Source organism: Streptomyces sp. NBC_00094, from assembly GCF_026343125.1.
Taxonomy (GTDB): Bacteria; Actinomycetota; Actinomycetes; order Streptomycetales; family Streptomycetaceae; genus Streptomyces.
Window position 1 is genome coordinate 2,856,975 of the sequence record NZ_JAPEMB010000001.1, and the last position, 17,288, is coordinate 2,874,262.

14 protein-coding genes are annotated in these 17,288 nt (G+C 73.0%); 6 read left to right on the plus strand and 8 right to left on the minus strand.

Annotated elements, in window-relative coordinates:
* Window positions 1-151: 151 nt before the first annotated feature.
* Entirely contained in the window at window positions 152-871 is a 720-nt protein-coding gene (locus OG580_RS12260; protein WP_267043696.1) for a DNA-binding response regulator, read from the plus strand.
* A 21-nt stretch (window positions 872-892) separates the two neighbouring features.
* Here the strand turns inward: OG580_RS12260 and OG580_RS12265 are convergent, their stop codons facing one another.
* The 6 genes from OG580_RS12265 to iolC all read right to left on the minus strand — a co-directional run bounded on the left by OG580_RS12265 (window position 893) and on the right by iolC (window position 9,960).
* A complete protein-coding gene (locus OG580_RS12265) occupies window positions 893-1,780 on the minus strand; it encodes an ABC transporter permease (protein WP_267043697.1) in 888 nt (295 codons plus the stop codon).
* The gene (locus tag OG580_RS12270) at window positions 1,777-4,521 is read right to left on the minus strand and encodes a CocE/NonD family hydrolase (protein ID WP_267043698.1); all 2,745 of its coding nucleotides are present in this window, start codon (window positions 4,519-4,521) and stop codon (window positions 1,777-1,779) included. The genes OG580_RS12265 and OG580_RS12270 overlap by 4 nt, the downstream gene beginning before the upstream one ends.
* 232 nt (window positions 4,522-4,753) lie before the next feature.
* Window positions 4,754-6,265, minus strand: coding sequence for a CoA-acylating methylmalonate-semialdehyde dehydrogenase (mmsA, locus tag OG580_RS12275; protein ID WP_267043699.1), 1,512 nt, complete (start codon window positions 6,263-6,265; stop codon window positions 4,754-4,756).
* 14 nt (window positions 6,266-6,279) lie between these two features.
* Entirely contained in the window at window positions 6,280-8,151 is a 1,872-nt protein-coding gene (gene iolD, locus OG580_RS12280) for a 3D-(3,5/4)-trihydroxycyclohexane-1,2-dione acylhydrolase (decyclizing) (protein WP_267043700.1), read from the minus strand.
* On the minus strand, window positions 8,148-9,002 hold the full coding sequence (gene iolB, locus OG580_RS12285; RefSeq protein WP_267043701.1) for a 5-deoxy-glucuronate isomerase: 855 nt from the start codon (window positions 9,000-9,002) through the stop codon (window positions 8,148-8,150). Before iolB ends, iolD begins: the two co-directional genes overlap by 4 nt.
* A 10-nt stretch (window positions 9,003-9,012) precedes the next feature.
* Window positions 9,013-9,960 carry a 5-dehydro-2-deoxygluconokinase gene (gene iolC, locus OG580_RS12290; protein ID WP_267047980.1) on the minus strand — a complete coding sequence of 316 codons (948 nt, stop codon included), beginning with the start codon at window positions 9,958-9,960 and terminating at the stop codon, window positions 9,013-9,015.
* A gap of 161 nt (window positions 9,961-10,121) precedes the next feature.
* On the opposite strand from iolC, the gene OG580_RS12295 reads away from it, so the two are divergent.
* Window positions 10,122-11,072, plus strand: a complete 951-nt coding sequence (locus OG580_RS12295) for a sugar phosphate isomerase/epimerase (protein WP_267043702.1) — start codon at window positions 10,122-10,124, stop codon at window positions 11,070-11,072.
* A 272-nt stretch (window positions 11,073-11,344) separates the two neighbouring features.
* Window positions 11,345-11,542 carry an AlpA family transcriptional regulator gene (locus OG580_RS12300; RefSeq protein WP_267043703.1) on the plus strand — a complete coding sequence of 66 codons (198 nt, stop codon included), beginning with the start codon at window positions 11,345-11,347 and terminating at the stop codon, window positions 11,540-11,542.
* 85 nt (window positions 11,543-11,627) lie between these two features.
* Here the strand turns inward: OG580_RS12300 and OG580_RS12305 are convergent, their stop codons facing one another.
* Entirely contained in the window at window positions 11,628-13,952 is a 2,325-nt protein-coding gene (locus OG580_RS12305; protein ID WP_267043704.1) for an MMPL family transporter, read from the minus strand.
* A gap of 163 nt (window positions 13,953-14,115) precedes the next feature.
* On the opposite strand from OG580_RS12305, the gene OG580_RS12310 reads away from it, so the two are divergent.
* Window positions 14,116-14,787 (plus strand): TetR/AcrR family transcriptional regulator, encoded by a 672-nt coding sequence (locus OG580_RS12310; protein ID WP_267043705.1) that lies wholly within the window; start codon window positions 14,116-14,118, stop codon window positions 14,785-14,787.
* Here the strand turns inward: OG580_RS12310 and OG580_RS12315 are convergent.
* Window positions 14,765-15,979 carry a cation:proton antiporter gene (locus tag OG580_RS12315; RefSeq protein WP_267043706.1) on the minus strand — a complete coding sequence of 405 codons (1,215 nt, stop codon included), beginning with the start codon at window positions 15,977-15,979 and terminating at the stop codon, window positions 14,765-14,767. The genes OG580_RS12310 and OG580_RS12315 overlap by 23 nt on opposite strands.
* A gap of 65 nt (window positions 15,980-16,044) precedes the next feature.
* Here OG580_RS12315 and OG580_RS12320 point away from each other — a divergent pair, with 65 nt between their 5' ends.
* Window positions 16,045-16,986 carry a PrsW family intramembrane metalloprotease gene (locus OG580_RS12320; protein WP_267043707.1) on the plus strand — a complete coding sequence of 314 codons (942 nt, stop codon included), beginning with the start codon at window positions 16,045-16,047 and terminating at the stop codon, window positions 16,984-16,986.
* Window positions 16,987-17,035: 49 nt separating this feature from the next.
* The gene (locus OG580_RS12325; protein ID WP_267043708.1) at window positions 17,036-17,260 is read left to right on the plus strand and encodes a heavy-metal-associated domain-containing protein; all 225 of its coding nucleotides are present in this window, start codon (window positions 17,036-17,038) and stop codon (window positions 17,258-17,260) included.
* Window positions 17,261-17,288 lie beyond the last annotated feature (28 nt).

The following is a 17,288-nucleotide window of genomic DNA, read 5'->3' on the forward strand; positions in this document are numbered from 1 at the left end:
CGAAGGAGTTGCGGATGGATCTCGATGTGGCAACGGCGACCGGGGTGGACGAGGGTGGCATGGATTCGCCATCCTCCTCAACAGGGCTTGTCACCGTGTGCAGTCGCATGCGTACATGGAGTGGACATCGATCGGGCGGGGGTGGTCAGCGGTGGCAGAGAGCGCGGGCTCCGTGATGCTCGCCCGTTCGGCGATGAACCGGGCCGCGACCGAGGGACAGCGGCCTGCGGGGCGCCCGGTCCGGGGCGCGCGGCGGATCAGCGCCGCGCTCGCCGGGCTGGCCGCCTCCACCCGGCACGAGCTGCTGACCTTCGACGACCCCGTGGCCTCGGCGGGCTTCGCGATCCCCGGGCCGTTCCTGGAGCTGGCGGGCGCGTGCATGCGGGCCGCGGCGGAGCGGGCCGACGAGGTCCGGCGGATCGTGCCGAGGCACGCCCTGCCCCGGCTGGAGGACGGGCTCCCGCTCCCCGGCCGGGCGCGGCTCGCGGACGCGATCCCGTTCAAGCTGATCGTCGTGGACCGGACGGTGGCGGCGGTCCCGCTCGACCTGGAGCTGCTCTACAACGGCCTGTTGCTGATCCGCGACCCGGTGGTCGTGCAGGCCCTCGTCCGGGCTCATCACGCCTGCTGGGCGGCGGCCGAGGAGCTCACGTACGTACCCCCGCCCCCGCTTCCGCCGTGCGGCCTCCCGCCGCAGCTGCGGCCGGTCCTCGACGCCCTCCTGTCGGGGCTCACGGACGAGACGGCGTCGGCCAGGCTCGGCATGTCGGCGCGGACGTACAGCCGTCGGGTCGGCGAGCTGATGGCGGCCCTCGGCACGACGAGCCGCTTCCGCGCGGGTGCGGAAGCGGCTCGGAGGGGGTGGGTGTGATCGTCCCGGACCGGAGTGCTCCTACGACACGATGTCCTTGCGGGCGAAGCCGCGGAAGGCGAGAGCGAAGAGGATCACGGCGTACGTCACCGAGATCGCCGCGCCCTTCACCATGCCGCCCCACTCCAGCTGCGGCTGGAGTGCGTCGATCCAGGCGAACTGCCAGTGCGCGGGCAGGAAGTCGCGCCAGTCGCCGAGCGCCGTGACCGCGTCCAGGACGTTGCCGACGATGGTCAGGCCGACGGCGCCGCCCACCGCGCCGAGCGGGGCGTCGGTGCGGGTGGAGAGCCAGAAGGCGAGCCCGGCGGTGACCAGTTGGGAGACGAACACGAAGGCGACGGCGATACCGATGCGGAGCATCGCGTCCGTGGCGGGCACCGCACCGCCGGTCGGCAGCCGGAGCGGCCCCCAGCCGTAGGCGACCGTGCCCACGGCCAGCGCCACGAGCGGCAGCAGGACCATCGCGGCCGCGCTGTAGCCGAGCGCCACCGCGAGCTTGGAGGCGAGGAGCCGGGAGCGGGGTACGGGCGCGGCCAGGAGGTAGCGCAGCGAGGACCAGCTCGCCTCGGAGGCGACCGTGTCGCCGCAGAAGAGTGCGACGGGGATGACGAGGAGGAAGCCGGCCGAGACGAAGAGGCAGGTCGCGGCGAAGTTGGCGCCGGAGGCCGTCGCCGTGTCCATCAGGGTGATGCGGCCGTTGCGGTCGCCGTCCCCGGAGCCGCCGATGGCGAAGGCGGCGATCAGGACGAAGGGCAGGGCGACGAGGATGCCGCCCATGATCAGGGTGCGGCGCCGCTTCCACTGGCGCAGGGCCTCGACGCGCAGCGGCAGGGTGCGGCCGGCCCGGTAGCCGGGGGCGGCGGTCTCGGCCGGGGGCGCGGTGGCCGTGGTGGTGGTCGGCCCGCTCATGCGGATCCTCCTCCGATCAGGGTCAGGAAGGCGTCTTCCAGGCGCCGGTGCGGTCCGACCCCGGTCAGCGGTACGTCGAGCCGGACGAGGTCGCCGATGAGGGCGGTCGCGTCCGTGCCGTCGAGATGGACGAGGAGCCCGCCGTCCGTGCGGGCGGCCGAGCCGACGCCCGGGAGGGCGCCGATCTTCTCGACGAGCGGGTCGTCGACGTCCCCGGCCGTGGTCACGAGCAGGGTGGAACCGGAGCCGGTGATCTCGGCGACGGGTCCGGCCTGGACGAGCTGTCCCCGGTCCATGACGACGAGGTGGGTGCAGGACTGTTCGACCTCCGCCAGGAGGTGGCTGGAGACGATGACGGTCCGGCCCTCGGCCGCGTACCGGATCATCACCTCCCGCATCTCGCGGATCTGCGGCGGGTCGAGGCCGTTGGTCGGCTCGTCGAGGATCAGCAGGTCCGGCAGGCCGAGCATGGCCTGCGCGATGGCGAGGCGCTGCCTCATGCCCTGCGAGTAGGTGCGTACGGCGCGTTCGAGGGCACCGCCCAGGTTCGCGATCCGCAGGGCCTCGTCGACGTGGGCGTCCTCGGCGGGGCGGCCGGTGGCCTTCCAGTACAGCTCCAGGTTCTCCCGGCCGGAGAGGTGCGGCAGGAAGCCGGCGCCCTCGACGAAGGCGCCGACCCGGGAGAGGACCGGGGCACCGGGGCGGATGGCCTGGCCGAAGACCCGGATCTCCCCCTCGTCGGGCCGGATGAGGCCCATCAGCATGCGCAGGGTGGTGGTCTTGCCCGCTCCGTTCGGTCCGAGGAGGCCGAGGACCTGGCCCTGTTCGACGCGGAAGGAGAGGTCCCGGACGCTGTACCTGTCGCCGCCCGCGTACTTCTTGGAGAGTCCGGTGATCTGGAGGGGTACGGAGGCGAGTTCCGGGTCCGGCGCGGGGGCGGCGGTCCGGCGGCGGGCCGTCAGCAGGAGGGCCGCGGCGGCGGCCAGGCCGAGGAGCGGCAGGCCCCAGACCCACCAGGGCAGGGCGGTGGCCTGGGTGTCGAGGCCGGGCGCGGTCGGGACGGTGAGGGGGCCCTCGACGGCGACGGTGTAGCCGGCGGGGACCGTCGGGGAGGCGTAGCCGAGGTCGGTGGCGGCGAGGACGAGCCGCAGCCGGTGCCCGGCCTCCACCTCGTGGTCGATCGCGGGCAGGGTCAGGGTGAGGCCACGGCCGGCCTTGGCGTCCTCGACGCGGACGGGGGTGACGAGCTGGGAGGGCAGCACCTGCTGCCGTCCGTCGGGCCCGACGTCGTACACCTTGGCGAAGAGGACGGCGGAGCCGTCGGCGGCGGTCGAGGTGACCTTGACGCGGACGGTCGGGCTGCCGGTGATCCGGACGGCCCCGGTCAGCGGCTTCGCGTCGAAGCGGGCGTACTGGCCGGGGAAGTCGAGGGAGAGTCCGACGCCGAGGGAGGAGAGGCCGGAGAGGCCGCCGCCGAGGCCGGGGACGGCGGAGATGGCGGGCGGTGCGGCGCCGGCCGGGTTGGCGAAGGTCTGCGGCGGCCCGGAGAGGGCGAACGTGCCGGTGGCGGCGGTGAGGCCGGGGTAGCGGTCGGCGGTCGCGGCGCGCAGGGTGGCCTGTCCGTCGGTGGAGTCGACGCCGCCGGTGCGGCTGACGCGGAAGGCGGGGCCGGTGTCGACGGAGGTGTCGCGCTTCAGCCAGCGGTCGAACCAGGTGCTGATGCGGCGCTCGACGCGCTCGGTCTCGCGGTCGCCGCCGTCGTGACCGCCGGCGATCCAGTCGACGGCGACGGGGGCGCCGTTGGCGCCGAGGGTGCGGGCCATCGCGTCGGACTGGTCGAGGGTGAAGAGGGAGTCGGACTGGCCCTGGACGATGAGCGCGGGCACCTTGATGCGGGCGCCGACGGCGGAGGGACTGCGGGCTTCGAGGAGCGCGCGGGCGGCGGCGTCGGGCTTTCCGGCGACGGCGACGCGCTGGTAGAGGGAGCAGATGTCGGCGGTGAAGCGGCCGCAGCCGTTCGCCGGGGCCGCTGTCGCGGAGGCGGAGGGGGTCGTGGTCGTGGCCCCAGCCCCCTCAGCCCCAGTCGCAGCCCCAGTCCCAGTCCCAGTCCCGGTCGCAGCCGCAGCCGCAGCCGCGCCCTGCTGGTCCCCCGCCGAGAAGAAGATCCCCGCCCAGAGCTTCTTGAAGACGCCGTTCGGGAAGAGGGCGTCGGCGAGGTTCCAGTAGGTGATCTGGGGGGCGACGGCGTCGACGCGCGCGTCGTGTCCGGCGGCGAGCAGGGAGATCGCGCCGCCGTAGGAGGCGCCGGTGACGCCGACGCGCGGGTCTCCGGGCTTGTCGAGGAGCACCTCGGGACGGGCCGCGAGCCAGTCGATCAGCTCCCGGACGTCCGCGACCTCGTGGTCGGGGTCGTTGAGTCCGATCTCGCCGGTGGAGGCGCCGAAACCGCGGGCGGACCAGGTGAGGACGGCGTAGCCGTCGCGGGCGAGCTGTTCCGCCTGCGCCCGGACGTCGTTCTTGGAGCCGCCGAAGCCGTGACCGAGGAGGACGGCGGGGCGGCGCTCCCCACCGCCGCTCGTGAAGAACGAGGTGTCGAGCCGTACACCGTCGATGTCGAGCGCCTTGTCCGTGCGCTGCACGGGTGGCGGTTCGTCCGAGGCGACGGCGGTCCAAGTGCCGGCACCCGCGAGGACGGCGAGGACGGCGGTGACCGCGGCCCACCGGGGAAGTCGGAGTCGCATGGGTCGAGCCTAGGCGGCCTCGCTGTGCGGCACGGCTGCCCGGAGGGGGAGGCGTCCGACCTCCTGGAGTCGTACGGGCGGCCGTCGCGTACACCCGACGCGGTATGCGCGGGTCGCCCCGCGCCCAAGACGCCCCCCCGGTACGGGCGCATGAGGACGGCCCCCGGGGCGCGGTGTCGTGCGCGCTCCGGGGGCCGTACTCGGTCAGGGCGGTGTCAGTGGTGCAGTGGTGTCAGTGGTTGCGGGGGAAGCCCAGGTCCACGCCCGACGGGGCGTCGGACGGGTCCGGCCAGCGGGTGGTGACGACCTTGCCGCGCGTGTAGAAGTGCACGCCGTCGTTGCCGTAGATGTGGTGGTCGCCGAAGAGCGAGTCCTTCCAGCCACCGAAGGAGTGGTAGCCCACCGGCACCGGGATCGGCACGTTGACGCCGACCATGCCGGCCTCGACCTCCATCTGGAAGCGGCGGGCCGCACCGCCGTCACGGGTGAAGATCGCGGTGCCGTTGCCGAAGCGCGAGCCGTTGATGAGGGCGAGGCCCTCCTCGTACGTCTCGGCGCGCAGCACGCAGAGCACCGGGCCGAAGATCTCGTCCTGGTAGGCCGCGGCCGTGGTCGGCACGTGGTCCAGGAGGGACAGGCCGATCCAGTGACCGTCCTCGTGGCCCTCGACCGTGTAGCCGGTCCCGTCGAGGACGACCTCGCAGCCCTCGGCCGCCGCGCCGGTGACGTAGGAGGCCACCTTGTCGCGGTGGACGGCCGTGATGAGCGGGCCCATCTCGGAGGTCGGGTCGTTGCCGGGGCCGATCTTGATCTTCTCGGCGCGCTCGCGGATCTTGTCGACGAGCTGGTCGCCGATGGAGCCGACGGCGACGACCGCCGAGATCGCCATGCAGCGCTCGCCGGCGGAGCCGTACGCCGCCGAGACGGCCGCGTCGGCGGCCGCGTCGAGGTCGGCGTCCGGGAGGACCAGCATGTGGTTCTTCGCGCCGCCGAGCGCCTGGACGCGCTTGCCGTTGGCGGAGGCGGTGGTGTGGATGTGGCGGGCGATCGGGGTCGAGCCCACGAAGGAGATCGCGGCGACGTCCGGGTGCTCCAGGAGGCGGTCCACGGAGACCTTGTCGCCGTTCAGGACGTTGAAGACACCGTCCGGGAGACCCGCCTCGGCGAGCAGCTCGGCGATCTTCAGGGCCGGCGACGGGTCCTTCTCGCTCGGCTTGAGGATGAAGGTGTTGCCGGTCGCGATGGCGATCGGGAACATCCACATCGGCACCATGGCCGGGAAGTTGAAGGGCGTGATGCCCGCGACGACGCCGACGGGCTGGCGGATCGAGGCCACGTCCACGCGGTTCGAGACCTGGGTGGAGAGCTCGCCCTTGAGCTGGACGGTGATGCCGCAGGCCAGGTCGACGATCTCCAGACCGCGGGCGACCTCGCCGAGCGCGTCCGAGTGGACCTTGCCGTGCTCGGCGACGATCAGCTCGGCGATCGCGTCGCGGTTGGCGTCGAGCAGCGCGCGGAACTTGAAGAGGATCGTGGTGCGCTGCGCGAGGGACGAGGTGCCCCAGGTCGCGAAGGCGTCCTTGGCGGCGGCGACGGCGGCGTCCACCTCCTCGACGGAGGCGAGCGCGACACGGGTGGTCACGGCGCCGGTGGCCGGGTCGGTGACGGGGCCCCAGTTGCCCGACGTGCCCTCGACGGCCTTGCCACCGATCCAGTGGTCGACGGTCTTGACGGTGTTCGTCATGACGAAATGCTCCTTCAGAGATGGCGGCGTCGGGCGGTGACGTGCCGGTCGTACTCCTCGCGGGCCTTGACCGCCGACGGGCGGGTCGACGTCGCGGCCACGGGCACATCCCACCATGCCTGGGCCGGGGGCGGGCCCGACACTGTGTCTGCCGTTTCGGTCTCGACGTAGACACATGTGGGAACCGTCGCGATCCGCGCCTCCGCGAGGGCTTCCCGCAGGTCACGCACGGTACGTGGGCGTAGCACGCACATACCGAGGGAGGCGGCGTTGGCTCCGAGGTCGACCGGGAGCGGCGCGCCGGTGAAACCGCCCGCCGCGTCCCGGTGGCGGTAGTCGGTGCCGTAGCGCTCGGCGCCGACCGCCTCCGAGAGACCGCCGATGGAGGCGTAGCCGTGGTTCTGCAGGACGATCAGCCGGAGGGGCAGGCGCTCCTGCACGGCGGTGACGATTTCGGTGGGGTTCATCAGGTACGTACCGTCGCCGACGAGCGCCCAGACGGGCCGGCCGGGCGCGGCGAGCAGGACGCCGATGGCCGCGGGGATCTCGTAACCCATGCAGGAGTAGCCGTACTCGACGTGGTACTGGTCCGTGGAGCGGGTGCGCCAGAGCTTGTGGAGGTCGCCGGGGAGCGAGCCCGCGGCGTTGATCAGGATGTCGCTGCCGTCGACCAGAGTGTCGAGTACGCCGAGGACCTGGGCCTGGGTGGGCCGGGCGTCCTCGTCGGGGACGGCGTAGGCCGCGTCGACGCGGGTCTGCCAGCGGAGCCTCTCCTCGGCGTACTCGTGCACGTAGTGCGCGGCGACGTGGTGCGGCTCCAGGAGCGTGTGGAGTTGTTCCAGGCCTTCGCGGGCGTCCGCCACGAGCGGGAGCGCGGCCATCTTGTGGGAGTCGAAGGCGGCGATGTTGAGGTTGACGAACCGTACGGAGGGGTGACCGAAGAGCGTTCCGGAGGCGGTGGTGAAGTCGGTCCAGCGGGTGCCGACGCCGATGACCACGTCGGCGGTGCGGGCCAGGTGGTCGGCGACGGCGGTGCCGGTGTGGCCGATGCCGCCGACGTCCTGGGGGTGACCGTGCGGCAGGACCCCCTTGCCGGCCTGGGTGAAGGCGACCGGGATGCCGGTCAGCGCGGCGAAGTCGTGGAGCACCTCCTCGGCCCCGCTGTACCGGACGCCGCCGCCGGCGACGATCAGCGGACGGGTGGCCTGACCGATCGCCGCGACCGCCGCGTCCAGTTCGTCCTCGTCCGGGGAGGGGCGGCGGACCCGCCAGACCCGCTCGGCGAAGAACTCCGCCGGCCAGTCGTACGCCTCCGCCTGGACGTCCTGGGGAAGGGAGAGGGTGACGGCGCCGGTCTCCACGGGGTCGGTGAGGACCCGCATGGCGGCGAGGGCGGCCGGGATCAGCGCCTCGGGGCGGCCGATCCGGTCGAAGTAGCGGGAGACGGGCCGCAGGCAGTCGTTGACCGACACGTCGCCGGCGTACGGGAGTTGGAGCTGCTGGAGCACGGGGTCGGCGGGGCGGGTGGCGAAGGTGTCGCCGGGGAGGAGCAGGACCGGCAGGTGGTTGATCGTGGCGAGGGCGGCGCCGGTGACGAGGTTGGTGGCGCCGGGGCCGATGGAGGTGGTGACGGCGTGCGCGGAGAGCCGGTTCGACTGGCGGGCGTAGCCGACGGCGGCGTGGACCATGGCCTGTTCGTTACGGCCCTGGTGGAAGGGCATCGACTCGGCCTCTTCGACCAGCGCCTGGCCGATCCCGGCGACGTTCCCGTGGCCGAAGACGCCCCAGGTGGCGGCGATCAGCCGCTGCCGGGCCCCGTCGCGCTCCGTGTACTGGGCGGCGAGGAAGCGGACGAGCGCCTGGGCGACGGTCAGCCGGATGGTCATGCGTATCCCTCCGTGTGGTCCGGGTGGAAGGAGATCTTCCACTCCCGCTCCGCTCCGGGGCCCGCCATGACGTTGAGGTAGTAGAGGTCGTGACCCGGCTGGGCGATCGACGGCCCGTGCCAGCCGTCCGGTACGAGGACGGCGTCGCCGTCCCTGACCTCGGCGAGGAGCTCGGCGCCGCCGGGTCTGGAGGGCGAGATCCGCTGGTAGGCGAGGCCGTGCGGGCCGGCGATCTCGTAGTAGTAGATCTCCTCCAGGACGGATTCGGCGCCCGGGCGGTGCTCGTCGTGCTTGTGCGGCGGGTAGGAGGACCAGTTGCCGCCGGGGGTGACGACCTCGACGGCGATCAGCCGGTCGCAGTCGAAGCCGTGTCCGTCATCGCCTCCGGCGGGGGCGGCCGCGGCGAAGTTCCGCACCTGGCGGGTGCGGTTGCCGCTGCCCCGTGTCTCGACGGGAACCTCCGGCGCGGGGCCGTAGCGGGCGGGGAGTCGTCGCTCGCACTTCGCTCCTGCCAAAGCGAAGCGGCCTCCCGCGCCGGAGGCGATCTGGGCGTGGGTGTCGCGCGGTACGTAGGCGAAGTCGGTCACTCCCGCGAACACGCTGTCGCGGCCCAGGAGTTCGATTACTTCGCCGTCGACGCGCACGCTACAGGCACCGGCGAGGGGAAGCACGACCCATTCGGAATCCCCGCTCTCGAAGAGGTGGATCTCGCCCGGTCCGAGGGCGAGGACCCGGAGGGCGGAATGCTCCCAGCCGGCCGTGCCGGGGTCGATGCGGAGCGCGTAGGGCCCCCGGGCGGTGGACCCGGCGGGCAGGTGGAGACGCTCGGGGCGAGCGAGGGCGGGGTTCATGACCGGATCCCTACCCCTTCTCCGGGATCGTTCCCGTGCCCGCCGCGAGCGCCTCGGCGATCTCCTCCGCGTACGGCATGGAGGACGAGCAGGCGAGGCGGCCCGCGACGATCGCGCCGGCGGCGTTGGCGTGGCGCAGGGTCCGTTCCAGGTCGTGGCCGGCGAGGAGGCCGTGGACGAGCGCCCCGCCGAACGCGTCGCCCGCGCCCAGCCCGTTGACGACCTCCACCGGCAGCGGCGGCACCTCGACGGCGGTGCCGTCGGCGGCGAGCGCGAGGACGCCCTCGGGGCCCCGCTTGACGACGGCCAGCCGGACCGCGCCGGTGGCGAGCAGGGCGCGGGCGGCGGCGTACGGCTCGCGCTCCCCCGTCGCGACCTCGCACTCGTCGAGGTTGCCGACGGCGACGGTCGCGTGGCGCAGGGCCTCGGCGTAGTACGGGCGGGCCTCGGCCGGGTCCGTCCAGAACGCGGGCCGCCAGTCCAGATCGAGGACGGTCACCTCCCGGCCGGCCCGGGCGCGCAGCGCCTCCAGGGTGGCGGAGCGGCTCGGTTCGGCGCACAGGCCGGTGCCGGTCACCCAGAGGACCCGGGCGGCGCGGATCGCGTCGAGGTCGAGCTCGTGGGGGTGGATCTCCAGGTCGGGGGCCTTGGGGCGGCGGTAGAAGTAGAGCGGGAAGTCGTCGGGCGGGAAGAGCTCGCAGAAGGTGACGGGGGTCGGGTAGGCGGCGACCTCGGTCACCCAGCGGTCGTCCACGCCGAAGCCCTTGAGGTCGCGGTGGAGGGCGGCGCCGAAGGGGTCGGCCCCGGTGCGGGAGACGAGCGCGGTACGGCGGCCGAGGCGGGCTGCGGCGACGGCGACGTTGGCCGGGGAGCCGCCCAGGAACCTGCGATACGTCTCGACGTGGTCGAGCCCGACGCCGCTCTGGAGCGGGTACAGGTCCACGCCGAGGCGCCCCATGGTGATCAGGTCGTACGGCTCCGTCTCCACGCGCCACCTTTCGCCTCCGGCCCCGCTCCCAGGTCTAGTCGTCCGCCCGAAGGCGTGTCAACGACATGTCCGGACATTCGGACGCCCCGCCCGCTTGACGCTGCTCTCGGGCCCCGGCCAAGGTGGCTGGCATGACGAAGCCGCCGAAGCCGTCGTTGTCGTTGCCGTCGTTGCCCCCGCCGCCGTCGCGTCCGTCCCGTATCCGTATCGGCTCCGCCCCGGACTCCTGGGGGGTGTGGTTCCCCGACGATCCCCGGCAGGTGCCGTGGCAGCGCTTCCTCGACGAGGTGTCCGGCGCGGGGTACGAGTGGATCGAGCTGGGACCGTACGGCTATCTGCCCACGGATCCCGCGGTCCTCGCGGAGGAGACCGCGCGGCGCGGGCTGCGGGTCTCGGCGGGGACGGTCTTCACCGGGCTGCACCACGGTCCTGCCGTCTGGGACCGCACCTGGGCGCATGTCGCCGAGAACGCGGCGCTCGCCCAGGCCGTGGGCGCCGGCCATCTCGTCGTCATCCCGTCCTTCTGGCGGGACGACAAGACGGGCGAGGTCCTGGAGGAGCGCACGCTGACCGCCGGGCAGTGGCGGGATCTGACCCGTCTGACGGAGCGCCTGGGGCGGGAGGTGCGGGAGCGGTACGGGCTGCGGCTCGTCGTGCATCCGCACGCCGACACCCATCTCGACGGCGAGGAGAGCGTGACGCGCTTCCTCGACGCCACCGACCCGGAGGCCGTCGCGCTCTGCCTGGACACCGGGCACTACGCGTACGCGGGAGGGGACAGCGTCAAGCTGATCGAGAGCTACGGGGAGCGGATCGGCTACCTCCACCTCAAGCAGGTCGACCCGGAGGTGCTGGCCCGGGTGGTGGCCGAGGAGGTGCCGTTCGGCCCGGCGGTGGCGCGGGGCGTGATGTGCGAGCCGCCGTCCGGGGTGCCGGCCCTGGAGCCGGTGCTCGCCGCGGCGCAGGCCCTGGACGTGGACCTGTTCGCGATCGTCGAGCAGGACATGTACCCGTGCGAGCCGGACACTCCGTACCCGATCGCGCTGCGCACCCGGCGCTTCCTGCGTTCCTGCGGCGTGTGACCGGCGCATACCTGTCTGACCAGGGGTGACGCACGCGGACACACCGCCGTCCTTGCGCGTGTGTGTGCGTCACTTCCGTCACACAAGTCCCCTTGGCGTCACGCATGTCTCCGTTACGCGGGTTTTCCGTCACAGGCGCTCGACAGCCGTTCTCCTCCTGTCGGCGGGGGTCGTTCACCGGGCAGAGGCTCAGTGATCACCATCGCCCGCCCGCAGCGCCCCCGAACGGCACCCCCTGCCGCCGCTGCGCGGTGCGCAGGGAGGTACCAGGCATGACGGACCGAAGGCTCTGGTCGTACAAGGACATCGCCGCGCACATCCGGGTCCAGCCGGACACGGTGCGCTCCTACCGGAAGCACGGCCTCCTGCCTCCGCCCGACCAGGTCGAGTCGGGCAAGCCCTACTGGTACGCGGACACGATCCGCGTCTGGGTCGCCGGCCGCCCCGGCAACCGGGCCCGCCGCGACTGACCGTCGCCCGCGCTCCCCCGTCGGACGAGGACGCCGGGCCCCGGAACACTCCGGGGCCCGGCGTCCTGGCGTACGGGGTCGGGGTTCACGTACGGGCGGGGGTACTCTCCCGCCGCTCCTCGGCCGCCTCGGTGGCGGCCTCGGTGGCCGGCTCCGTGCCGACCGGGGACGGCAGCGGCCCCGGCCCGTCCGACTCGCTGACGCCGAAGCGGTCGTGGAAGCGGCGCAGCGGCGCCGGCGCCCACCAGGTGAGGCGGCCGGTCAGCTTCATCACGGAGGGGACGAGGAGGCTGCGGACCACCATCGCGTCCATGAGGACGGCGAGGGCGACGCCGAGGCCGAGCATCTTGGTGTTGGTGACCCGGGAGGTGCCGATGGCGACCATGACGACGGCGAGGATCACGGCGGCCGCGGTGATCAGGCCGCCGGTCCTGCGCAGGCCGAAGCGGACGGAGTGCTCGTGGTCCCCGGTGGCGTCGTACTCCTCCTTGACGCGGGAGAGCAGGAAGACGCCGTAGTCCATGGAGAGTCCGAAGGCCACGCAGAACATGAGCACGGGCAGGGTGGTCTCGATGTCCCCGGTGGCGGTGAAGCCGAGGAGTCCGGCGAGGTGGCCCTCCTGGAAGACCCAGACGACCGCGCCGAACATCGCCGTGAGGCTGAGGGCGTTGAGGACGACGGCCTGGACGGGGATGATCACGCTGCCGGTGAGCAGGAAGACGAGGAGCAGGGTGGCGAGGACGACGATCGCCGCCGCCCAGGGCAGTCGCTCGCCTAGGGCGTCCTTGGAGTCGACGAGGACGGCGGCCTGTCCGGTGACGGAGGTATCGAAGGGGGCGGGTGCGGCCCGCAGTTCGCCCACGACCCGCTGGGCGCCGGCGCCGACGGTCTCCCCTTCGGGTACGACGGTGAAGTAGGCGTGGCCGGCCGCCGCGCCCGCGGTCACGGGGCCGTCGGCGCGTTCGACGCCGTCGAGGGCCGCGATCCGCTCGCGGTAGGCCGCGTACTGGGAGGGGGTGGCGGGGCCCTCGGCGAGGACGGTGAGCCCGCCGCCGGGGTTGCCGGGGAAGCCCTCGCGCAGCTGGTCCTGGACGACCCGGGAGGAGGCGGTGACGGGGAGCTGGCGGTCGTCGGCGGTGCCGAACTTGACGCCGAGGAAGGGCAGTCCGAGGAGGACGAGCCCGGCCGCGGTGGCGACGGCGAAGACCGGCGCCCTGCGCATCACGAGGTCGGCGGCCCTGGCCCAGCCGGCCCCGGAGGTGTCCTCGCGGGCCGGGCGGCCGCGCCGGAGGAGGCGCCGCAGGTCCAGGGCGTTGACCCGGTCGCCGAGCAGCACGAGGGCCGCCGGGAGCAGGGTGAGCGCGGCGGTCGCGGCGAGGACGACGACCGCGATGCCGGCGTAGGCGAAGGAGCGCAGGAAGTACTGCGGGAAGACGAGCATCGCGGAGAGCGAGACGGCGACGGTCAGCGCGGAGAACAGCACGGTCCGCCCCGCCGTGCGCAGGGTCGTACGGACGGCGGTGTACGTGTCGGCGCCGGCCGCGAGCTCCTCGCGGTACCGGCGGACGACGAACAGGGCGTAGTCGATGGCGAGTCCGAGGCCGAGCGCGGTCGTCAGGTTCTGCGCGAAGACCGAGACGTCCGTGAACTCCGTGATGCCCCGCAGGACGGCGTTGGTGCCGAGGATGGCGACGATGCCGACGCCGAGCGGCAGCAGGGCGGCGACGGCGCTGCCGAAGACCATGACGAGCAGCACGAGGGTGAGGGGCAGGGCGATGAGCTCGGCCCGCAGCAGGTCCTCCTGGATGACCACCTGCATCTCGTGGCGTACGGCGAGGCCGCCGCCGAGGGTGACCTCGACGGGGCCGTGCGTGCCCCGGTACTCGGGGGCGATCCGGTCGAGGATGGCGGCGGCGTCCTTCTCCTCGCCGGCGATCCGGGCGGCGATCACCGCCTGGCGGCCGTCCTCGGAGCGGAGGGCGGGCGAGCCGGTGGACCAGTAGGAGCCGACTCCGTCGACGCCCGGCTCGGCGTCGAGCCGCTCGGCGAGCTTCCGGGCCTCGGCGGCGGCGGCCGGGGCGTCGACCCCGGCGGCTCCGGCGGCTCCGGCGTCGACGAGCAGGAGCAGGTTGGGCTGGGAGCCGGGGAACTCCCGGGCCAGTGCCTCGGTCGCGTACGTGGACTCGGCGGCCGGGTCCTCCCAGCCGCCGCTGCCCATCCGGTCGGCCACCCCGCCGCCCGCCAGGACGGCGAGGGCGGTGATCACGAGCGCCACGAGGAGCGTGAGACGCGGCCGGGCGGTGACGAACCGCGTCCACCCGCCGCCCGTACCCCCGGAGGGCCGACCCCCGGAGACCCGGCCGCCGGACGCCCGGCCCCCGTCCGGCGTTGATTTCTTGACTTCGGCCATGACCCGGTGTCCCCTTCACCTGACCCCTGTGCACGCTTCCCGGCAGGTCACAGGGGTCGCCCATTGCCATAGAATGACAAACACGAGTGATCACTCGCGTTACCCAAGAATGCGAGCGACCTCTCGTGTTTGTCAATCGCGTCGAGGAGGGCCGGGCTCAGTCATGTCCGAGGAACCGAAGCCGCGCCGCCGCCAGGCGCGGGGCGAGCGTCGTATCGCGCAGCTGCTCCAGGCGGCCGCGAACGTCTTCTGCGCGAACGGATACACGGCGGCCAGCACCAACGCGATCGCCCGCGAGGCGCACGTCTCGCCCGGCACGCTCTACCAGTACTTCCCGAACAAGGAGGCGATCGCCGTCGAGCTCGGCGGCCGTCTCATGCACGAGATGCGCGAGGCCCACGGCCAGGCCTTCACTCCGGAGAACCTCGCCCTGCCGCTGCCCGAGCTGCTCGACGCGGTCGTCGACCCGCTGATCGAGTTCAACTGCGCCAACCCGGCCTTCCTCGCCCTGATGCACGGCTCCGAGGTCCCCGGCCGGATAGCCGAGGAGCACGACGCGCTGCACGCCTCGCTGATCGACCGCGTCCGGCTCCTGATCTCCCACTACCTCCCGGACAGCCCGCCCGAGGAGTGCGTCCGGGTCGCCGACATGACCTTCGCGATCTTCAAGAGCGGCCTCACGCTGATCCTCGCCGCCCCCGAGGGTGCCGAGCGGGCCGCCGTGATCGTCGAGCTGAAGCGGGCCCTCCTGCGCTATCTCGACCCCGTCATCGGCACCGGCACCTGCGTCGGCCCCGGCCCCCACTCCGCGCTCACCACGCCTCGGACCCCCTGACCGCCTCGGACGGCAGCGCCTTCTCCCCCGCCCGCGCCCGCAGTTTCAGCGCGAGCAGCGGGAAGACGAGGACCGACACCATGCCGGCCCCGACGAGCGCCGCCGCGTCGCCCGCCGTCAGCTCGTGGTCGTCCACGCCGATGGTCGTGATCGCGACGACGAGCGGCAGCGCCGTGGAGCCGTAGAGGACGAGCCCGCCCCGGTCCTTGCGGTCGAGGTCGCGCGGGGCGAGGAACCAGATCGGCCCGCCGCGCACGACCAGGAACAGCGCCAGGAAGACCGGCAGCAGGATCAGGGTCCGGCCGCCGGAGAGCAGCGAGTCCAGGTCGAACTCGATCCCGGTGACGACGAAGAACACCGGGACGAGGAAGCCGAATCCGACGCCCTCGACCTTCTCCAGGATCTCCGGGCCCGCCTGGGGCGCGGCCCCGGTCAGCACGAGCCGGGTGATGAGCCCGGCCGCGAAGGCGCCGAGCAGCACGTCGAGGCCGAGGGCCTGCGAGGCCCCCAGCATGAGGGCGAGCAGCAGGAAGACGAACCGGACGGCGAACTGGCCGCTGCTGTGCAGGGTCTTGGCGATGATCCGGGAGAACCACGGCGGGCGCGGGCGCAGCGCCCAGAAGACGGCGGCGGCCGTGAGCGCGGCGAAGACGGCGAGGAGCACGGTCGACTCGGCCGCGGCGCGTCCGCTGAGCAGCAGCGCCATCGCGATGATGGGGCCGAACTCGCCCACCGCGCCGAAGGCCATGACGACGGAGCCGAACCGGCCGTGGAGCTCGCCCGCGTCCCGCAGGACGGGCAGCACGGTGCCGAGCGCGGTGCTGGTCAGCGCCACTCCGATGAAGACGCCCTTGGCATAGCCGCCGCCCAGCAGGATCCCGGTGCCGAGGCCGAGGGCGAGGGCGGCGACCCAGGCCCAGACCGCGCGCTTGAGGGTGTCGCCACGGACCTTGCCGAACTCGATCTCGTACCCCGCGAGGAAGATCAGCATGGTGAGCCCGAGCTCCGAGAGCGCGTCGATGACCTCGTCGGGGTGGGCCCAGCCCAGGACGTCGGGGCCGATGACGATGCCGAGCAGGATCTCGAAGATGACGAGGGGGACGGGGAGCTTGCGCCCCACCGCATAGGCGAGCAGCGGCGCCAGGACGGCGATCACCATGATCAGGATGAGCGTGCTCCCCGAATGCGACATAAGGGGTATTTACCATAAGCTCCGCTCAGATGTCCGCCCCGTGCAGGGACTTGGAGGTCTCCGTCGTGCACGAGTACCCACCCACCACACAGACACCTCCGCCCCCCTCGGCCCCGCCGACCCCGCAGCCGCGCCCCGGATTGTGGAAGCGCTGCCTGTGGGGCGGCCTGGCGCTGTGGGTCCTGACGGCGGTCGTCACGTACGCCACCGAGAACACCACCCTGCTCCCCACCCTCATCCTGCTCGGCAGCTTCCTCGTCCCCGCGGTCTTCGTGCTCTGGGCGTACGAGCGGCACGGCCAGGACTTCGGTGTGCCGGTGATCCTGGGGTGCTTCCTCACCGGCGGCATCCTCGGCGTGCTCGGGGCCTCGGTCATGGAGTACTACCTGCTCCACCCCTCCCTGTGGATGTTCCTGGGCGTCGGACTGATCGAGGAGGCGGTGAAGCTGGCGGCGCTGATGTTCGTCGTGCGCCGCTACCCGCAGCTGCGGGGCATCCGCGCCGGACTCGTCCTCGGCGGCTCGGTCGGCTTCGGCTTCGCCGCCTTCGAGAGCGCCGGGTACGCCTTCAACGCCGCCGTCACGATGGACGGCATCGACCTGCGCTCGCTCCTGGAGACCGAGATCCTGCGCGGGATCCTCGCCCCCTTCGGGCACGGCCTGTGGACGGCGATCGCCGGCGCGGTCCTGCTCGCCTTCCGCCGCCCCGACGGCCGGTTCCGCTTCGCCGGGCCCGTCATCGGCACCTACCTCGGCGTCGCGGTACTGCACGCGCTGTGGGACTCGATGCACGGCATCGCGCTCTGGCTGGTGGTCCGGATGACCGCCACCGACCTCGACCGTTCACTCTTCGCCCAGGGGTACCTCCCGGAACCCACCTCCCAGCAGGAGCACCTCTTCACCCTCTTCTCGGTGGGCGGGCTCGTCCTGGTGACCCTGGCCGGCCTCGCCTGGCTGCGCTCGCTCGCGCGGCGCGAGCCCCCCGGTGGTGGAATTCATACCCCCTAGGGGTATAAGCTCGGTTCTGTACGACTCTGAACCCCCGAAGGAGAACGCCATGACCGCTGAGACGAAGACCGAACTCACCACCGTCTACCAGGTCAAGGGCATGACCTGCGGCCACTGCGAAGGTGCCGTCTCCAGCGAGATCTCCGAGCTCCCCGGCGTCTCCTCCGTCACGGCCGTCGCCTCCACCGGCCAGGTCACCGTCGTCTCCGACGCCCCGCTCGACGAGGCCGCCGTGCGCGCCGCCGTGGACGAGGCCGGCTACGAGCTGGTCTGACCCACCCCCGCAGCCGACGTCTCGCAGG